Annotated in this window: 16 protein-coding genes; 4 read left to right on the top strand and 12 right to left on the bottom strand. The window is 67.8% G+C overall.

Annotation, left to right across the window (positions count from 1 at the left end):
• Nucleotides 1-2: 2 nt before the first annotated feature.
• Nucleotides 3-815 (bottom strand): TOBE domain-containing protein, encoded by an 813-nt coding sequence (locus FVD38_RS00990; protein ID WP_147933120.1) that lies wholly within the window; start codon nt 813-815, stop codon nt 3-5.
• Between the two features lie 98 nt (nt 816-913).
• On the opposite strand from FVD38_RS00990, the gene modA reads away from it, so the two are divergent.
• Genes modA through modC form a run of 3 tightly spaced genes read left to right on the top strand, consistent with a single transcriptional unit; the run spans nt 914 to nt 3,415 of the window.
• A complete protein-coding gene (modA, locus tag FVD38_RS00985; protein ID WP_147933119.1) occupies nt 914-1,657 on the top strand; it encodes a molybdate ABC transporter substrate-binding protein in 744 nt (247 codons plus the stop codon).
• A gap of 1 nt (nt 1,658) precedes the next feature.
• Complete coding sequence (gene modB, locus FVD38_RS00980) at nt 1,659-2,342, top strand: molybdate ABC transporter permease subunit (protein WP_123067852.1); 684 nt, start codon at nt 1,659-1,661, stop codon at nt 2,340-2,342.
• Nucleotides 2,339-3,415, top strand: coding sequence for a molybdenum ABC transporter ATP-binding protein (gene modC, locus FVD38_RS00975; RefSeq protein ID WP_147933118.1), 1,077 nt, complete (start codon nt 2,339-2,341; stop codon nt 3,413-3,415). Before modB ends, modC begins: the two co-directional genes overlap by 4 nt.
• Nucleotides 3,416-3,533: 118 nt before the next feature.
• On the opposite strand, the gene FVD38_RS00970 is transcribed toward modC, so the two are convergent.
• From FVD38_RS00970 to FVD38_RS00920, 11 genes are all read right to left on the bottom strand, one after another.
• Nucleotides 3,534-5,450, bottom strand: coding sequence for an ATP-binding response regulator (locus FVD38_RS00970; RefSeq protein WP_147933117.1), 1,917 nt, complete (start codon nt 5,448-5,450; stop codon nt 3,534-3,536).
• A 12-nt stretch (nt 5,451-5,462) separates the two neighbouring features.
• Nucleotides 5,463-6,821 (bottom strand): ATP-binding protein, encoded by a 1,359-nt coding sequence (locus FVD38_RS00965; protein ID WP_147933116.1) that lies wholly within the window; start codon nt 6,819-6,821, stop codon nt 5,463-5,465.
• A complete protein-coding gene (locus FVD38_RS00960; protein ID WP_147933115.1) occupies nt 6,818-7,846 on the bottom strand; it encodes an ATP-binding SpoIIE family protein phosphatase in 1,029 nt (342 codons plus the stop codon). Before FVD38_RS00960 ends, FVD38_RS00965 begins: the two co-directional genes overlap by 4 nt.
• Nucleotides 7,834-8,301 (bottom strand): anti-sigma regulatory factor, encoded by a 468-nt coding sequence (locus FVD38_RS00955; protein WP_187271442.1) that lies wholly within the window; start codon nt 8,299-8,301, stop codon nt 7,834-7,836. The genes FVD38_RS00960 and FVD38_RS00955 overlap by 13 nt, the downstream gene beginning before the upstream one ends.
• Nucleotides 8,301-8,657: an STAS domain-containing protein gene (locus FVD38_RS00950; protein ID WP_027867697.1), complete on the bottom strand. Its 357-nt coding sequence runs from the start codon at nt 8,655-8,657 to the stop codon at nt 8,301-8,303. The genes FVD38_RS00955 and FVD38_RS00950 overlap by 1 nt, the downstream gene beginning before the upstream one ends.
• Nucleotides 8,658-8,667: 10 nt before the next feature.
• On the bottom strand, nt 8,668-9,531 hold the full coding sequence (locus tag FVD38_RS00945) for an STAS domain-containing protein (RefSeq protein ID WP_147933114.1): 864 nt from the start codon (nt 9,529-9,531) through the stop codon (nt 8,668-8,670).
• Between the two features lie 125 nt (nt 9,532-9,656).
• A complete protein-coding gene (locus FVD38_RS00940; RefSeq protein ID WP_147933198.1) occupies nt 9,657-12,842 on the bottom strand; it encodes an efflux RND transporter permease subunit in 3,186 nt (1,061 codons plus the stop codon).
• A gap of 22 nt (nt 12,843-12,864) precedes the next feature.
• A complete protein-coding gene (locus FVD38_RS00935; RefSeq protein WP_147933113.1) occupies nt 12,865-14,055 on the bottom strand; it encodes an efflux RND transporter periplasmic adaptor subunit in 1,191 nt (396 codons plus the stop codon).
• Nucleotides 14,052-15,287, bottom strand: a complete 1,236-nt coding sequence (locus FVD38_RS00930) for a TolC family protein (RefSeq protein ID WP_147933112.1) — start codon at nt 15,285-15,287, stop codon at nt 14,052-14,054. Before FVD38_RS00930 ends, FVD38_RS00935 begins: the two co-directional genes overlap by 4 nt.
• 81 nt (nt 15,288-15,368) lie before the next feature.
• Nucleotides 15,369-15,704, bottom strand: a complete 336-nt coding sequence (locus FVD38_RS00925; protein WP_147933111.1) for a DUF2946 family protein — start codon at nt 15,702-15,704, stop codon at nt 15,369-15,371.
• Between the two features lie 144 nt (nt 15,705-15,848).
• Nucleotides 15,849-16,748, bottom strand: coding sequence for a LysR family transcriptional regulator (locus FVD38_RS00920; protein WP_147933110.1), 900 nt, complete (start codon nt 16,746-16,748; stop codon nt 15,849-15,851).
• Between the two features lie 114 nt (nt 16,749-16,862).
• On the opposite strand from FVD38_RS00920, the gene FVD38_RS00915 reads away from it, so the two are divergent.
• Entirely contained in the window at nt 16,863-17,693 is an 831-nt protein-coding gene (locus FVD38_RS00915; RefSeq protein WP_147933109.1) for an SDR family oxidoreductase, read from the top strand.
• The last annotated feature ends 12 nt before the right edge of the window (nt 17,694-17,705 follow it).

Raw genomic sequence — 17,705 nt, 5'->3', positions numbered from 1 at the left:
GCCTACTCAGGCACGCCCAGGATCACGCTCGACGCCTTGAACAGCGCGGTCGCCGCCGCGCCCTCGGCCAGTTCGAGCGCATCCACGCTCTCGTTGGTGATCGTGGCCGCCACGCTGCCGCCGCCGGCCAGTTCGATCACCACTTCGGAGTTGACCGCGCCGCGCATCAGCCGCGTGACCTGGCCCTGGAGCTGATTGCGCGCCGACAGCCGCGCGCCTTCGCCGGCCGTCATCACGATCACCGACGACGATTTGATCAGCGCAAAGGCCTGCCGCCCTTGCGCAAGTCCGAGATTTTCCGAACTCTCGCGCGTGACGATGGCGACGATCGTCTGCCCGCCCGCGATCTCGAGCTCGACCTCGTCGTTGACGGCGCCGCGCGCCACCCGCGCCACCGTGCCGAAGAACTGGTTGCGTGCGCTGGTCCTCATCTTGAACCTCGTGAAAATTGCCAGGTCGTCGGCCACGTTGCCGGCCTGGCGGTTGAGTCGATCAAGAAAATCATTGTGCACCTGCTCGATCGTCCTGAAATTGTCCACCAGCTGCTGGCCGCGCGCCGTGAGCCGCGTGCCGCCGCCTCCCTTGCCGCCGGTGACGCGCGCCACCAGCGCCTCGCCCGATAGATTGTTCATCGTGTCGATTGCGTCCCAGGCCGCCTTGTAGCTCAGGCCGACCGCCTTCGCTGCGCCCGTGATGGAGCCGAGCTGCCCGATCGCCGCCAGCAGTTCGACCCGGTTGCCGCCGCCGAGGTTCTCGCCGCCGACCGTCATCCAGACCTTGCCCTCCAGGGCGATTCCCTTGTCTTCCGTGCTCATCTGTTGCCGTGTGAAATTTCGTTATATACTTCAATACATAGCGCCTGCATATCAACCAGCAGGCTACCACGATGTTGCCGACCTTACCTGGAGAAAACATGAAACGCCTTGCCAGCCTGCTCGCCGTACTGACCATGATGGGAACGGCCCACGCCGACGAGGTCCAGGTCGCAGTCGCCGCCAACTTCGCCGGCCCGATGGAAAAGCTGGCCGCCGAGTTCCAGCGCGACACCGGCCACAAGGCCGTGGTCGCCAGCGGCGCCACCGGAAAATTCTACGCCCAGATCCGCAACGGCGCGCCGTTCGAGGTGCTGCTGGCGGCCGACGACGAGACCCCGGCCAAGCTGGAAACCGAAGGCCACGTCGTGGCCGGCAGCCGCTTTACCTATGCCACCGGCCGCCTCGTGCTGTGGTCGGCCAAGGATGGCGTCGTCGATGCCAACGGCAACGTCCTCAAGACCGGCAGCTACAAGCACCTGGCGATTGCCAACCCGAAGACCGCGCCGTATGGCGCCGCCGCCGTCGCTACCCTGCAAAAACTCGGCCTCTACGAGACCGTGCAGCCGCGCATCGTCCAGGGCGAGAACATCGCCCAGGCCTGGCAGTTCGCCAGCACCGGCAACGCCGAACTGGGCTTCGTGGCCCAGGCTCAGGTCTGGCGCGACGGCAAGTTCACCTCCGGCTCGGGCTGGATCGTCCCGGCCAGTATGCACGAGCCGATCCGCCAGGATGCCGCGCTGCTGGCCAAGGGCGCGAAGAACCCGGCGGCCCAGGCGCTGCTGCAATACCTGCGCACCGACAAGGCGAAAGCGCTGGTCCGTACTTTCGGCTACGAAGTCTGAGGTGCTCGATTCGTCCGACTTCGCCGCGATCTGGCTGACCCTCAGGCTGGCCACGGTCGTCACCCTGCTCTTGCTGGTGTTCGGCACGCCGCTAGCCTGGTGGCTGGCGCGCACGCACTCCAGGCTGCGGCACGCGGTTGGCGCGGTGGTGGCCCTGCCGCTGGTGCTGCCGCCGACCGTGATCGGCTTCTACCTGCTGCTGGCGATGGGGCCCAACGGCCCGCTGGGCCAGCTGACCACGGCGCTCGGCCTGGGTACGCTGTCGTTCACCTTCACGGGTCTCGTGATCGGTTCGGTCTTCTATTCGCTGCCCTTCGTGGTGCAGCCGCTGCAGAACGCCTTCGAGGCGGTCGGCACGCGGCCGCTGGAGGTAGCGGCGACCCTGCGCGCCAGTCCCTGGGACACCTTCTGGTCGGTGGTGGTGCCGCTGGCGCGGCCCGGCTTCGTCACCGGCGCCATCCTCGGCTTCGCCCATACCATCGGCGAGTTCGGCGTGGTGCTCATGATCGGCGGGAACATCCCCGACAAGACGCGCGTGGTCTCGACCCAGATCTACGATCACGTGGAAGCGATGGAGTACGCGCAGGCCCACTGGCTGGCCGGCGGCATGCTGGTGTTCTCGTTCGTGGTGCTGCTGGTGCTGTATACGCTGTATCCACAATCGGTCAGGGGGACACGTCGATGAGCGGCATACGCATCAAGGTAAGACTCGATCGGGGCGCATTCGCCCTCGACGCCGACCTCGACCTGCCCGACCACGGCGTGAGCGCCCTGTTCGGCCATTCCGGCTCGGGCAAGACCACGCTGCTGCGCATCCTGGCCGGCCTGGAACGCACGCCCGGCGCCTTCATCGCCGTGGGCGACGAAACCTGGCAGGACGATGCGCGCGGCGTGTACGTGCCGACCCATCGGCGCGGCATCGGCTACGTGTTCCAGGAGGCGAGCCTGTTCGACCATCTCGACGTGCGCGCCAACCTGGAGTTCGGCCTCAAGCGCCTGCCACGGGATGCGCGCCGCTTCGAGCTCGGGCCCGTGACCGAATTGCTCGGCATCGGCCACCTGCTGAAGCAGCGCCCGGCTACCCTGTCGGGCGGCGAACGCCAGCGCGCCGCGATCGCGCGCACCCTGCTCGCTTCGCCGCGCCTGCTGCTGATGGACGAGCCGCTGGCGGCGCTCGATATGAAGCGCAAGCAGGAGATCCTGCCCTATCTCGAACGCCTGCACGACGAGCTGGCGCTGCCGGTGGTCTACGTCAGCCACTCGGCCGACGAAGTGGCGCGCCTGGCCGACTACCTGGTGGTGCTGGAACAGGGACGCGTACTGGCCAGCGGTCCGCTGGCCGACACCCTGGCGCGGCTCGACCTGGCGGCGAATTTCGAGGACGATGCCGGCGTGATGATCGACACCGCGTTTACCGGGCGCGACGACGACGGCCTGTCGCACCTGGCCTTCCCCGGCGGCGTGCTGCTGGTCGGCCGGCGTGACGCCGCCATTGGCAGCCGGGTGCGCTGCCGCATCCATGCGCGCGACGTCAGCCTGGCGCTCGAGCGCCCGCGCGGCAGCAGCATCACCAATATCCTGCCGGCCGTCGTCGATGCGGTGGGTCCGGCGGCGGCGCCGGGTCAGGTGCTGGTGCGCCTGAAGATCGGCAAGACCGCGCTGCTGGCGCGCATCACCGAGCGCTCGCGGCGCGAGCTCGCGGTGGAGCCGGGATGCGCGCTGTGGGCACAGGTGAAGGCGGTGGCGCTGCTAGCGTAATCGTCGTACCCGCGAAGGCGGGTACCCAAGTTAGCCTGCGTAGTCGATACGTCGCGCGCAGCGTAATTGCGAGCGCACTTGGGTTCCCGCCTCCGCGGGAACGACGTTGCGGGTGATGTCAGCCCCGCAGCGCCGCTTCCAGATCGGACAACTCGGCCGGCTTGACCAGGTGCGCGTCGAAACCCGCCTCCTGCGCGCGGCGCCGGTCCTCGGGTGAGCCGTAGCCGGTGTGCGCCACCAGGCGGATGTGCGCCAGGTCAGGATTGGCCTTGATGCGGCGCGCGACCTGGTAGCCGTCCACGCCCGGCAGGCCGATGTCGAGCACGATCACCTGCGGCTTGTGGCGCAGCGCCAGCGCCTCGAGCTCGCCGGCGTCGGCCGTGGTGACCGGCTGGTAGCCCATCTCGGCCAGCAGGAAGCCCATCATCTCCATGGCGTCGACGTTGTCGTCCACCAGCAGCACGCGCATGCCGCCGGATTCGTTGCTTTCTTCAGCTTCCTGCGGCGCGGCCGCGGGCGCGCCGGACGCGGCGCGCAGCAGCGGCAGTTCGATCGTGAAGGTGCTGCCCTGGCCGATGCCGGGGCTGGCCGCTTCGAGCTGGCCGCCATGCAGCTCGGCCAGGTGCGACACCAGCGACAGGCCGATGCCCAGCCCTTCCGGAGCGCGGTCCGGCGGCACCGCAGCCTGGGCGAACATGCCGAAGATGTGCGGCAGGCTGTCGGCGTCGATGCCGATCCCGTTGTCGCGCACCGAGATGCGCACGCGTTGCTGCTCACTCTCATGCGCTCCCTCGCCGCTCACTTCCACGCCCAGGACGATCGCGCCGCCGGCCGGCGTAAACTTTGCCGCGTTGTGCAGCAGGTTGCCGACCGACTGGGCCAGGCGCACCGGGTCGCCCATCACCCACAGGTCTTCGTCCGGCTGGCGCACGTCGAGGTCGTGTGCGCGGCTGGCGATCAGCGGGCCGGCGGTTTCGATCGCCTGCGCGATCACGCTCCTCAGGTTCACTTCTTCATTGCGCAGCACGATCTTTCCTTCCGAGATGCGCGCCACGTCGAGCAGGTCGTCCACCAGGTGGGCCAGGTGGTCGACCTGGCGCGTGATCACGTCGCGCGCGCGCGCCTGGCGCTCGGCCGCACCTTCCCCGCTGGCGCCCAGCAGCGCCGCCGCGTTGCGGATCGGGCTCAGGGGATTGCGCAGCTCGTGGGCGAGAGTCGCCAGGAACTGGTTCTTGTTGCTGTCGGCGGTGCGCAGCAGCGCCTCCATCTCCTTGCGCGCCGTGATGTCGCTGCTCATGCGCGCCACCCGGTATACCTCGCCGCGCGAGTTACGCACCGGGAACAGGCGGTCGCGCACCCAGCGCAGCTGGCCGTCGGCGCCATGGATGCGGAATTCGTCGTCGTAGTGGGGCTCTTGCGCCAGGCGCTCCCAGCGCGCCGTCATGCGCGCGCGGTCGTCGGCGTGCACGGCCTCGAGCCAGCCACCGGGATCGTCACGCAGCGAGGCGGCGCTGAGGCCCCAGATCGGGGCATACGCCGGGCTGACATAGACCAGCGCGCGTGCCGGCACCGAGAACATCCAGAACACGTCGTCGATATTGTCGGTCAGCTGGCGAAAGCGCTCTTCGCTGTCGCGCAGGTCGACCTGGATGCGGCGCATGCGCAGCAGCGCGTTGACGTTGGCGATCAACTCATCGGCCTCGATCGGCGCCGCCAGATAATTGTCGGCGCCGCCCTCCAGGCCGCGGATCTTGTCGGCGCGGCCGGTCAGCGCGGCCGATGTCTGCAGCACCAGCACGCTGCTGCTGTCCGATTCGGCCTTGATGCGGCGGCACACCTCGATGCCGTTGATGTCCGGGAGCTTGACGTCGAGCAGAACCAGCGCCGGCGACAGGCGCTTGACCATGTCGAGCGCGTCGGTGCCGTTGGCGGCCTCGATGACGTCGAAACCGGCGCTCTGCAGGATGCGGGTCTTGGCGTAACGGGCCCCATCGTTGTCGTCAACGTTGAGAATCTGGGTCGGATGACTATTCATGATGCGGTTCCATCAGGATCCATTGGGCGGTTGCGGCGAAGTGTTGGGCAAGGTGCGCGGCAAGGTCAGTGTAAAGGTCGAGCCGACGCCCGGCGTGCTCGATACGTCGACCCGCCCCCCGAGCAGGTCGGCCAGCTTGCGGCACAGTGGCAGTCCGAGGCCCGTGCCCTTGCTGCGCCGCTGGAGCGGATGCTCGATCTGGCTGAACTCCTCGAAGATCAGCTGCAGGTTGTCCCGGCTGATGCCGATGCCGGTGTCGGCCACCGCGAAGGCGATGGTGTCGGCTTCCGGATCGTGGGCCGCGAACACCAGCACCGAGCCGTGTTCGGTGAATTTCAATGCGTTCGAGATGAAGTTGCGCAAGATCTGGGAGATCTTGCCTTCGTCGGAGTAAAACGGCTCCTCGATGCCGGACGGCTCGAAGATCAGCTCCACCCGCGCCTCGTCCACCAGCGGACGCAGCATCCCCTTGAGCGCGCGGAACAGGTTCTCGACCACCACCGGCTCGGCATGGACCTCGACCCGGCCGGCCTCGATCTTGGCCAGGTCGAGCAGGTCGTTGACCAGCTCCGACAGGTCGGCCGCCGCGGTGGAGATGAACTTCACCTGCCGCTCCTGCTCGTCGGTCAGGTCGCCATCCATGCGGTCCAGCAGCAGCTGGGCCAGCGCGCGGATCGACGACAGCGGTGTGCGCAGTTCATGGCTGGTGTTGGACAGGAAGCGCGACTTCATTTCGTCGGCGCGGCGCAGGCGCTCGGCCTTGTCCTCGATCTCGGCGTACAAGGCCACGATGCCGCGATTGGTGTCTTCCAGTTCGCGCGTCAGCGACATCAGGTCGTCCTGGCGCTCGCGCAGCTCGGCCAGGGTCGACAGCAATTCCTGGTTTTGCAGCTGCAGCTCGTGTACCGGGTTCGATACCGGGGTGTCGGCCAGGCGCGCGCCGATTTCGGCCAGCCTGGCGCCCGTCACATGTTCGTGACGCGGCAGCATCTTGCGTACCGTGACGGTCGACGCGCCGGCCTCGCCGGGATCGACCTCACAGGCATCCATCAGGCGGTGTGCGGTGACGATCGCCAGTTCGCGCAGCGATTCGACCTCGTCGGTCGCGGCCGGGCGGCCACTACCCGCGCCGCCGCTGAGCAGCACCTCCAGGTACTGGCGACCATCCTTCTCGCCCAGCTGGAACAGCGCCCTGCCGCCGCGCCCGTGGAGACTGGCGCCGCGCGCGACTTCCGAGACGGCGGTGCCGATGCGCACCTGGTCCTGCTGCGAAAAGCCCAGCAGCGCCGAGATCTGGCGCGCGCGCTGGCGCACCAGCACCACGTCCTGGTCGCTGTCCAGGCCGACGTTCAGGATGCGCTGGGCAGTCATCCCGCCCCCGCCAGGCGCCGCACCACGAGCACCATCGCGTCGTCGCGGCCGCGGATATAGTCGCGCATCAGCACCGCCGCGATCAGGGCCGGACTACGTCCCTGCAGACCCGGGTACTTGTCCAGGTCCCAGCGGGTCTCGATGCCGTCCGAATGCAGGACGCACAGCGCGCCGGGACCGAACGGCACGGCGAACTCCTGCACCTTGCGCATATTGTGGCCGACGATGCCGTTGTGCGACACCAGTGCGCGGCGCGTCTGGTCGAAGGCGACCGCACCGATATTGCCGACACCGGCGAAGCGCAGCTCATCGGCATCGAAATCGATGCGCGCGGCGGCCAGCGCCGCGCCGCGCGTGGGCCGCAAGGCCTCGTGCGCCAGGTGCATCATCTCGCTCGCCCCGACCGGTCCGCGCCGTTCGAGGGCGCCGATGGCGGCGTTGGCGGCGCGCGCCGCGTCCGGACCGTGTCCCAGTCCATCGGCGGCGAGCAGCGTCGCGCCGGAAGCCTCGCAGGCGACCGCCCAGCCGTCGCCGCAGGCCTCCTCGCCCCGGATCGGCGTCCACAGCGCGCCCACCTCGACCCCGCAAGGAGTCGGGCCGGGCACGTCGCGCCACAGGCGCATGAAGAAGACGGAGCCCTCGCCGGGCGTGGAATACACATCGAATTCGTCGGACAGGCGGTGCAGCGCCCCCAGGCCGGTGCCGGCGGTGCCGGCAGTCGAGACGCCGTCAACCAGGCTGCTGGCGAGGTCGGCGATGCCCGGGCCCTTATCGAGCGCCAGCACATCGACGCCGATGCCGCTAGGGGACTGCGCCGGACCGACGTGGATTTCGCCCTCGCCTGCGTGCTTGAGGATATTGGTGGCCGCTTCGGTAATGATCAGGGCCAGCTGGCCGGCGCGGGTTTCGTTGAAACCCAGCGAATCGGCCACCTTCTGTCCGGCGCGGCGCACCGCGGCAACGTCGCTGGCGTGGGAAACGGCGAAGACATACTGCGGGGACTGCGAACTGATCAGCGTTTCCATTTGACGATCAGCACCGCGGTGCCCTCCTTCGGACGGCTGTCGATGTCGAATTCGTCGACCAGGCGCTTGGAACCGCCCAGACCCAGGCCCAGGCCACCTCCGGTAGTAAAACCATCCCGCAAGGCACTGTCGATGTCGGGAATGCCTTGCCCGGCATCGACGAACAGCAGGCCGATGCCCTTGCGCAGGCCGTCGTCGAGCGCATCGAAATGCACTTCGCCGCCGCCGCCGTACTTGATCGTGTTGCGCGCCAGTTCGCTGGCGGCCGTCACCAGCTTGGTCTGGTCGACCAGCGACAGCGCGATTGCCACCGCGCGCTCGCGCACCTGCTTGCGCAGGCCCACCACGTCGACGTCCGAACGCAACGGCAGGGTCACGCGCGCCGTGCGCTGCTGGCGGTGATGGTCGAGCAGATGCGTCTCGAACAGGACCGCATCGGTATGCGCGCCGACCATTATTTATAGCTCTTTCCGAGCAGGGCCATGCCCTTCTCGACGTTCAGCGCGGTTTTCACGCCGTGCAGGGTTAGGCCCAGCTCGACCAGCGTGATCGCCACCGCCGGCTGCATACCCACCACCACGGTGCGCGCGTCCAGCACGCGCGCCATGGCGGCAGTATTGCTGATCATGCGGCCGATGAAGGAGTCGACCAGGTCGAGCGCCGAGATGTCGATCAGGACGCCCTTGGCGCCGTCGCTCACGATGCGCTCGGTCAGGTCGTCCTGCAGCTGCATGGCGAGCCGGTCGTGCATGTCGACCTGGATCGTCACCAGGAGCAGGTCGCCCATGCGCAGGATCGGGATGCGTTCCATGGCGCGGACCTCAGGCTTGCTTGATGGTGATTGCGGCGCCGGTGCGCTCGAGCGCCACCAGGAAGGCGTCGGCCAGGGTGGCCTTGGTGATCACGTCTTCCAGGTTCACGCCCAGGTGCACGATGGTCTGCGCGATCTGCGGACGGATGCCGCTGATGATGCAGTCGGCGCCCATCAGTCGCGCGGCGGCGATGGTCTTCATCAGGTGCTGCGCCACCAGGGTGTCGACAGTCGGCACGCCGGTGATGTCGATGATGGCGATGATAGCGCCGGTGTCGACGATCTTCTGCAGGATGTTCTCCATCACCACCTGGGTGCGGGCCGAATCGAGGGTGCCGATCAGCGGCAGCGCCAGGATGCCGTTCCACAGCTTGACGACAGGCGTGGACAGCTCGAGCAGCTCCTGCTGCTGGCGCACGATGATCTGGTCCTTGGTCTTCTGGAACACCTCGATGGTGTACAGGCCCAGCTTGTCGAGCAGGTTGGTGGTGATCCACGTCGCCGCGGCCAGTCCCGCAGGGTCGTCCGCGAACGCCTCCTGCAGGCGGCTGAACAGCGGCTGCTTGACCGAGAATACGAAAGTGGCGGTCTCGCTCGGAGTCGAGCCCGACTTGGCGCGGGTCGACGAGATCTCGGCCAGGAGGTCGCGCACCTCGTCCCAGGAGCGGTGTTGGATGTTCTCGAGTTCGCCGCTGCGGGTGGCGCCGGCGAACGCTTTCAGGAACTGGTTGCAGTGCGAGCGCAGCTGCTCGCGCGCGGCGGCGTTGCTGCGCACGAGCAGCGCTTCGAGCTGGGCGAGCCATTCGGCGCCGATGGCGGCCTCCTGGTCCAGGATTGTCTGGCTGATGCGATCCGCGTAATCCTTCGTGCTCATCTGTCTGATCCCTTGTAATGGTGATTGGCGCTGCGCCGGGGCCGCCTGGCCGCCGGCACGGGCGAATTCTGTTAAACATCCAACTATACCATTTTCAAATAGAGCAATATGTGGCGCACGGTTGTCTATGGGATATTTTTGCTGTCCCCGCGAAAAAACCCACGCACGAATGGCGAAACGACCCGTATAGGCCGTTCCCGATGCGTCCATTCATACAAAACCGGCAACAAAAGCAGGGTCAGGACGGTTGACGACAGCACCCCGCCGATGACCACCGTGGCCAGCGGCCGCTGGACCTCGGCCCCGGTGCCGACCGCCAGCGCCATCGGCACGAAGCCGAGCGAAGCGACCAGCGCCGTCATCAGCACCGGCCGCAGGCGCGCCAGCGCGCCCTGGCGCACCGCGTCCGGCACCGACATCCCATCCTCGCGCAGCCCCCGGATGAAGGAAATCAGCACCAGGCCGTTGAGCACCGCCACCCCGGACAAGGCAATGAAGCCGACCGCCGCCGAAATCGACAGCGGAATCCCACGCGCCCACAGGGCGGCCACGCCGCCGGCCAGGGCGAACGGGATCCCGGTGAACACCAGCAGGCCGTCGCGCACATTGTTGAACACCAGGTAGAGCAGGACGAAGACCAGCAGCAGCGAGGCCGGCACGATCAGCTGCAGGCGCTCGGCCGCCTTCGCGAGGTGCTCGAACTGGCCGCCCCAGGCGATCCAGTAGCCGGGCGCGATGCGCACCTCCTGCGCAATGCGCTCCTGGGCCTGGGCGACGAAGGAACCGATGTCGCGCTCGCGCACGTTGGCGCTGACCACCACCCGGCGCTTGCCTTGCTCGCGACTGAGCTGATTGGGGCCAGGCGCCACTTCGAAGCTGGCGATCTCGCCCAGGGCGATGAAGCTGCGGGTTCCCTCCGCACTGCCCGGCAGTGCCACCGGCAGCCGGCGCAGCGCGTCGATATCGCCGCGCACCGCTTCCGGCAGGCGCACCACGATGTCGAAGCGGCGGTCGCCCTCGAACAGGGTGCCGGCGGCGCGGCCGGCGGTGGCGGTGGCGATCATTTCCTGCACGTCGCCGATGTTCAGGCCCATGCGCGCGGCGCGCTCGCGGTCCACGCGAATCTGCAGCATCGGCAGGCCGCTGGTCTGCTCCACCTGCACTTCGCTGGCGCCGGGCACGCGGCGCAAGGTGGCGGCGATCTCGTTGGCCGTGGTTTCCAGCACACCCAGGTCGTCGCCGAACAGCTTCACGGCGACGTCGCTGCGCACGCCCGAGATCAGTTCGTTCACCCGCAGCTGGATCGGCTGGCTGAATTCGTAGCTGTTGCCGGGCAGGCCCTCGAGCGTGGTGCGGATCGCGCTTTCGACCTGCGCGCGGGTACGCCTCGGCTTGGGCCACTCCTTCTCGGGTTTGAAGATGATGTAGCTGTCGGCCACATTGGGCGGCATCGGGTCGGACGCGATCTCGGCGGTGCCGATGCGGGCGAACACGCGCGCGATCTCGGGGAACTCGCTCTTCAAGACGGTCTCGATCTGCTGCTGCATTTTCACCGACTGGGTCAGGCTCGTGCCGGGCACGCGCATCGTCAGCACCGCCATGTCACCTTCATCCAGATTCGGCGCGAACTCGGTACCAAGGCGCGTGCCCATCAGGGCGGCAAGTGCGATCACCACGGCCGCGAACACCAGCATCACGGCGCGGTTGGCCAGCGCGTAGTCGAGCGCCGGCGCATACCAGCGGCGCGCCGCGCCCATCACCCGGCTTTCCTTTTCCTCGACAGAGCGGCCGATGAACAGCGCCACGGCGGCCGGCACGAAGGTCACCGACAGGATCATCGCGCCCAGCAGCGCGAACACCACGGTGAAGGCCATCGGATGGAACATCTTGCCCTCGATGCCGGTCAGGGCGAAGATCGGCAGGTAGACGATCATGATGATCAGCTGGCCGTAGATGAGCGGCCGGCGCGCCTCGCGCGCCGCCTCGAACACCTCGGCAAAACGCTCCTCGCGCGTGAGGACCCGTCCCAGCCGGTGCTGGGCCGCAGCCAGGCGCCGCACGCAGTTCTCGACGATCACCACAGCGCCGTCGACAATGATGCCGAAGTCCAGCGCCCCCAGGCTGAGCAGGTTGGCGCTGACTCCGTTAGCCACCATGCCGCTGAAGGTGAACAGCATCGACAACGGGATCACCATGGCGGTGAGCAGCGCCGCGCGCAGATTCCCCAGGAAGAAAAACAGCACCGCCACCACCAGGATCGCGCCCTCCACCAGGTTCTTGCGCACCGTGGCGATGGCGCGCTCGACCAGCACCGTCCGGTCGTAGACCGTGACGGCCTTGACGCCTTTCGGCAGGCTACGGTTGATCTCGAGCATGCGCGCGTCGACCGCCTTCGACACCGCGCGGCTGTTCTCGCCGATCAGCATCACCACGGTGCCGAGCACCACCTCCACGCCATTCTCGGTGGCGGCGCCGGTGCGCAGCTCCTGGCCGATCGTCACCTCGGCCACGTCGCGCACCCGCACCGGGATGCCGCGGATGCTGGTGACGACGATATTGCCGATGTCGTCGATCGACGCGGCCTGGCCCGGCGCACGCACCAGGTATTGCTCACCTTCGCGCTCGATGTAGCCGGCGCCGACGTTGCTGTTGTTGCGCTCCAGCGCATTCACGATGTCCGCCAGCTCCAGCCCATAGGACGACAGGGTGGCCGTGTTCGGGGCCACCAGGTATTCCTTGTCGAAGCCGCCGATCGAGTTGATCTCGGTGACGCCCGGCACGGTACGCAGCTGCGGCTTGATGATCCAGTCCTGGATCTCGCGCAGGTCGGTCGGCGTGTAGGGCGTGCCGTCCGGCTTCTTCGCGCCCGGTTCGGTCTCCACAGTCCACTGGTAGATCTCGGACAGGCCGGTCGCAATCGGGCCGAGGGTCGGGATCACGCCGGCAGGCAGGCCTTCGCGCGCGTCCTGCAGGCGCTGGCTGACCAGCTGGCGCGCGAACTGGATGTCGGTGCCCTCCTCGAACACCACCGTCACCTGCGACAGGCCGTAGCGCGACAGGGAGCGGAATTGTTCAAGATGCGGGAGGCCCGACAGCACCGCCTCGACCGGATAGGTGATGCGCTGCTCGGTCTCGAGCGGCGAATAGCCCGGCGCCGCGGTATTGATCTGCACCTGGACATTGGTCACGTCCGGCACCGCGTCGATCGGCAGGCGGCCATAGTTGTAGACGCCGATGCCGGCCATCGCCAGCACGGCCAGCATCACCAGCCAGCGGCGCGCGATCGCCGTCGCGATCAGGCGGTCGAACAGGGTCGGGGATTGATTTGAGTGATCAGTGTTCATGACTACCCTCCCCCTTGCCCTGCTCCGCCTTGACCGCGAAGCTGCCGGCGGCCGCGTAGGCGTCGCCCGCGCTCAGGCCGGAGGTGACCTCGATGAAGCGCCCGTCCGAGCGGCCGGTGGCCACCGGCTGCGCGACAAAACCTTCCTTGACCCGCTTGTAGACGACTTGCCGCCCATCCGCCGTCTGGATCGCCTCACGCGCCACCGCTACCGACACGTCGCTGGAGCCGGTGACGATGTCGATGTTCACCGCCAGCCCCGGACGCCAGGCCGCGCCTGGATTGTCGAGCACCACCCGCGCCTTGGCCGAGCGCGATTCCTCGCCCACCAGCGAACTCACATACGACACCTTGCCCGGCGCCGTCGTGTTCGATGCGATCGAGCGGATCACGGCATCGGTGCCGACCCGGACGATGTCGAGGTCGCGCGCTGGCACCACCACGTCGGCCCACACGGTCGACAGGTCGGTGAGCGTGAACACGCGGGTGTCGGCGCCCACGACTTCACCCATCGTGATGTGTTTTTCGACGATCACGCCATCGAACGGCGCCCGGATTTTCAGGAGATTCGACGAACCGGCATCGCGTGCGCCGAGCGCCTGCAACTGTTGGCGTGTGCTCTGCACGGCAATCTCCGCTTCGCTCAATTCCTGTTCGGCGCGCAGCAAGTCCTGGCGCGCCGATATCTTCTCTTCCCACAGCATTTTTTCGGACGCATGGATCTTGCGCGCATACGCGAGCCGGCGCTCGGCCGTCGTCAGCGCACCGCGCTGGGCCGCCACTTCGGCGCTGGCGACGCTGGCCAGCACCTGATCCTTGCGCACCTTCTCGCCGAGGGTGGCATTGACTTCGCTGACCGCCCCGGCGGCGCGCGGCGTCACGTGGGCGGTGCGATCTTCATTGAGCGCGATCTGGCCGGGCATGCGGATGAAGGTGTCAAGGTGGACCGGGCCGGCCTTGGCGATCGTGATGCCGGCCACGCCGACCTGCTGCTCGGTGAAGCGGATCACGCCGTCGTCGGCATGCTCCTCTTGACCGCGTTCATCCGCGTGTTCCTGCCCCTCTTGATGAGCGTGTTCATCCGCACCGCCTGGTGCGCGGTCGCGCAACAGCACGATGGCGGCGAGGAAGATGGCGATCGCCAGCATGATGGCGATGACCTTGCTTTGCTGCTTGTTCATGGATTCTCCTGGACGGCTGCATGTCCCAGCAGCCGTGCGATATCGGCGGCCGCGCGATGACTCTCCGCGACGGCGTTCAGGTATTGGTTCTTCGATTGGGCCAGCACGCGCTGGGCGTCGAGCACGTCGATCAGGCCGAACTTGCCCAGCTCGAAGCCGCGGTTGGCGGCGCGCTGGGCGTCTTCGGCGCCGGGCAGCACCTCGCCGGCGATCAGCGCGCATTCGGCCAGCGCCGCCGTCAGCCGCGCATGCGCCTGGGCCAGTTCGGCGCGCAGGCGCGCTCCTGCCGCATCTGCCTCACTGCGCGCCTTGTCGACCCGGCGCAGCGCATCGAGCACGGCGCCGTCGTTGCGGTTGAACAGCGGCAGCGGCACCGACAGGCCGAGCACCGCGCGGTTGCGGGTGTCCGGCCCTTCGCGCTGGGCGCCGACTATCACGTTGACGTCGGGCGTGCGACGCGCGCGTTCGAGCCGCGCCAGCGCCTCGCGGTGGCCCACCTGGGTGCGCGCATGGCGCATCGCCGGCGCCTGGTCGAGCTGCGCCAGCAGTTTGTCCAGCGACGGAGCCAGGGGCAGCGCGGCGGCTTGCGGCGCGACGATGGCCAGCTGGCGCGCATCGCCGGCCCACAGGGCGGCCAGGCGGATGCGCGCGCCTTCCAGGTCGCGCGCCGCCTGCAGCGCCTCGATCCGGGCGCTGCCCTGGGCCACGCGGGCGCGGGTCTCTTCGACCGGCGACAAGGTCCCGGCCTCGACCCGCTTGCCGGCGGCGCCCAGCGCGCGGCCGGCAAGCGCGACGAGCTCCTGGGACATGCGCTCGCGCTCCTGCGCCGCGACGACGTCGTGGAAGGCGGCGGCGGTATCGGCGCGGACCTTGTCCCGTTCCGCTTCCAGCGCGATCGCCGCCAGCTGTCTTTCCTGGCGTGCCGCATCGACCCGCGCGCTGCGCTTGCCGCCCAGTTCAATGGGAATGTTCAGGGTGGCGGTCGTGGTGCGGTTGCTACTACCCTCGCCTTCGCGCAGCAGCTCGAGCTCGGGATTGGGCAGCGTCCCGGCCTGGGTCAGCGCGCCCTCTTGCGCCGCCACTTCGCTGCCGGCCGCGCGCAGGGTCGGATTGGCGCGCAGGGCCAGGTCGATGGCCGCTTCCAGGGTCAACGGTGATGACCATGCCGCAGCGGGCACGCACGCGCAGACGAGCGCGAACGCCGCCAGCAGCGGTGTCAAACGATGTTTCATGATGATGCTCCGAACGGGTGAATGTCCGGCGGGTGCGATGGCGTTGCCGCGTTACGCGGCTCTGTGAAAGTCCCCGCCGCCTCAGGCGCGGCGCGGGCGGTCTGGCGGAGGAATCAGGTCGGGGACGTGGGAGACGTAGCGCCGCAATTCGCCACGCATATGCGGGGCGCCCTTGGGCAGCGGCAGATTGGGTTGCGCGGACAGCACGGCGCTCGCCGTCAGGTGGTGGCAGGCGTCGCAATCGTCGCAATGCTCGCCCGGTGTGCCATCGTCCTGGTTACTCGATGGCGGATGCTTGTGGACGTGGTGACCCGGATGCATGGTCTGTTCGTCATGACTGCAATACGGCGCGCCGGCGGCCCAGGCGGCCTGGAGTGGCATCATGAGCAGCAGGAGTATCAGGAGCAGGCGTCGCATCGCGTCAGGTGGTCAGGTAGCGCAGGGCCGGTCGGCCAATTTTTTCTACCAGCTATTAAATACCCTGTAGCCGCTACAGGGTCAAGCACATTCGTACCGTTCACTGCGATTCCCGCATATCGCGTAAGGGAATCGATCCGGAACTCACGCCGGCGCGTACACCTCCTGCAGCACCTTGACGAAGGCGCGCAGCGCCGCCGGCACGTGGCGATGTCCCGGATAGTACAGCGCCAGCTCGGACGACGGCTCGCACCAGTCTTCCAGCAAAGGCAGCAGGCGGCCTTCCTGCAAATGATCGCGCACGGTCGTGTCCGGCACATAGGCGATGCCACGTCCGGCGATGGCGGCCTCGACCATCAGCCCGACCTGGTTCAGGACCAGGGTGCCCGGCACGTCCAGCGCGAAGGCCTGGCCGTGGCGCGCGAACTCCCAGCGATAGATCTTCCCGCTCTGCATGCGCATGCGGATGCATTGGTGCTGCAGCAGATCGTCTGGCACCTGCGGCGTGCCGCGCGCCGCCAGGTAGGCGGGCGATGCAACCGGCATGAAGCGCACCGGCGCGCCGAATGGGGCGACGTGCATGTCTTGCGGGACCGCCTCCAGTAGGCGCACGCCCGCATCGAAGCCGGCGGCGACGATATCGACCAGGCCATTCTCGACGAACAGGTCGAGCGACACCTCCGGATAGCGTTCCTGGAATACCGGTACCGCATGCTGCAGCAGCCAGCGGGCGGTCGGTTCGGCCGTGTTGATGCGCAAGCTGCCGCCCGGCCGCTCGCGAAAGCCGTTGACGTCTTCCAGCGTGGCGCCCAGTTCGCGCAGCACCGGTTCGAGCCGGCGCAGGAAGTGCTCACCGGCCTCGGTCGGCGCGACGCTGCGCGTGGTTCGATGCAGGAGGCGCACGCCGAGTTTTTCTTCCATCACCCGCATCATGTGGCTCAGGGTCGAGGGAGACACGCCGCGTTCGTCGGCGGCCTTGCGGAAGCTGCGGCGTTGGACAATGGCCACGAAGGCGCGCAGGCTGTCGAGGTCGGGCTGGGACATTGATGGTGATCCTTCACTAATGCATGCGGGATTGAATGGATGATAACAGCAATGCATTCGTCTATTCTGTTTTCAAGGCAGCCATCCGGCGACCACCAAGACAAGGAGAACGACATGCAACGCACCTGGTTCATCACCGGCACCTCGACCGGCTTTGGCCGCATCATGACCGAACAACTGCTGGCGCGGGGCGACCGCGTTGCGGCCGCGCTGCGCAATCCTCCCGTGCTGGCCGAGCTGCAGGAACGGCATCCCGGACAGCTGTGGGTGGCGCAGCTAGACGTCACCGACGACGCGGCCATCCGCAGCGTGATGGCGCGCGCTTTCGCGGAACTGGGTCGCATCGACGTCGTCGTCAGCAATGCGGCCTACGGCCTGTTCGGCGCGGCCGAGGAGTTGACCGACTTGCAGGTCAAGCGCCAGCTCGACACCAATCTGCTCGGATCGATCCAGCTGATCCGCGCCGCCCTGCCCCATCTGCGCGCGCAAGGTGGCGGGCGGGTGATCCAGGTCTCGTCGGAAGGCGGCCAGATGGCTTATCCGAACTTCAGCGTGTATCACGCGACCAAATGGGGGATCGAAGGTTTTGTGGAATCGGTGGCGCAGGAAGTCGCGCCGTTCGGTATCGAGTTCACACTCGCCGAGCCGGGGCCGACGCCGACCAATTTCGCGGCGGGTCTCGATGCGGCGCCGGCGATGGACGAGTATGTCGACACGCCGTCGGGTGGCGTGCGGCGCGCGCTGGCGGACGGCAGTTTCAAGCTCACCGGCGACCCGGTGCGAATGGTCGAGATCATGATCGACTCGGCCGGCCAGGTGCCGGCGCCGCGCCGCATCACACTGGGCTCGACCGCCTATGATTCGATCCGGGCGGCGCTCACCGATCGGCTGACCCGGCTCGACGCGCAAAAGAGCGTCGCCCAGGATGCGGACCTGAAGGCCTGACAGGCCTGGACG

This window comes from Massilia arenae (genome assembly GCF_008014745.1).
GTDB classification, from domain to species: Bacteria; Pseudomonadota; Gammaproteobacteria; order Burkholderiales; family Burkholderiaceae_D; genus Telluria; species Telluria arenae.
The sequence above is the reverse complement of the archived record's forward strand: the minus strand, read 5'-3'. Positions and strand labels throughout refer to the sequence as shown.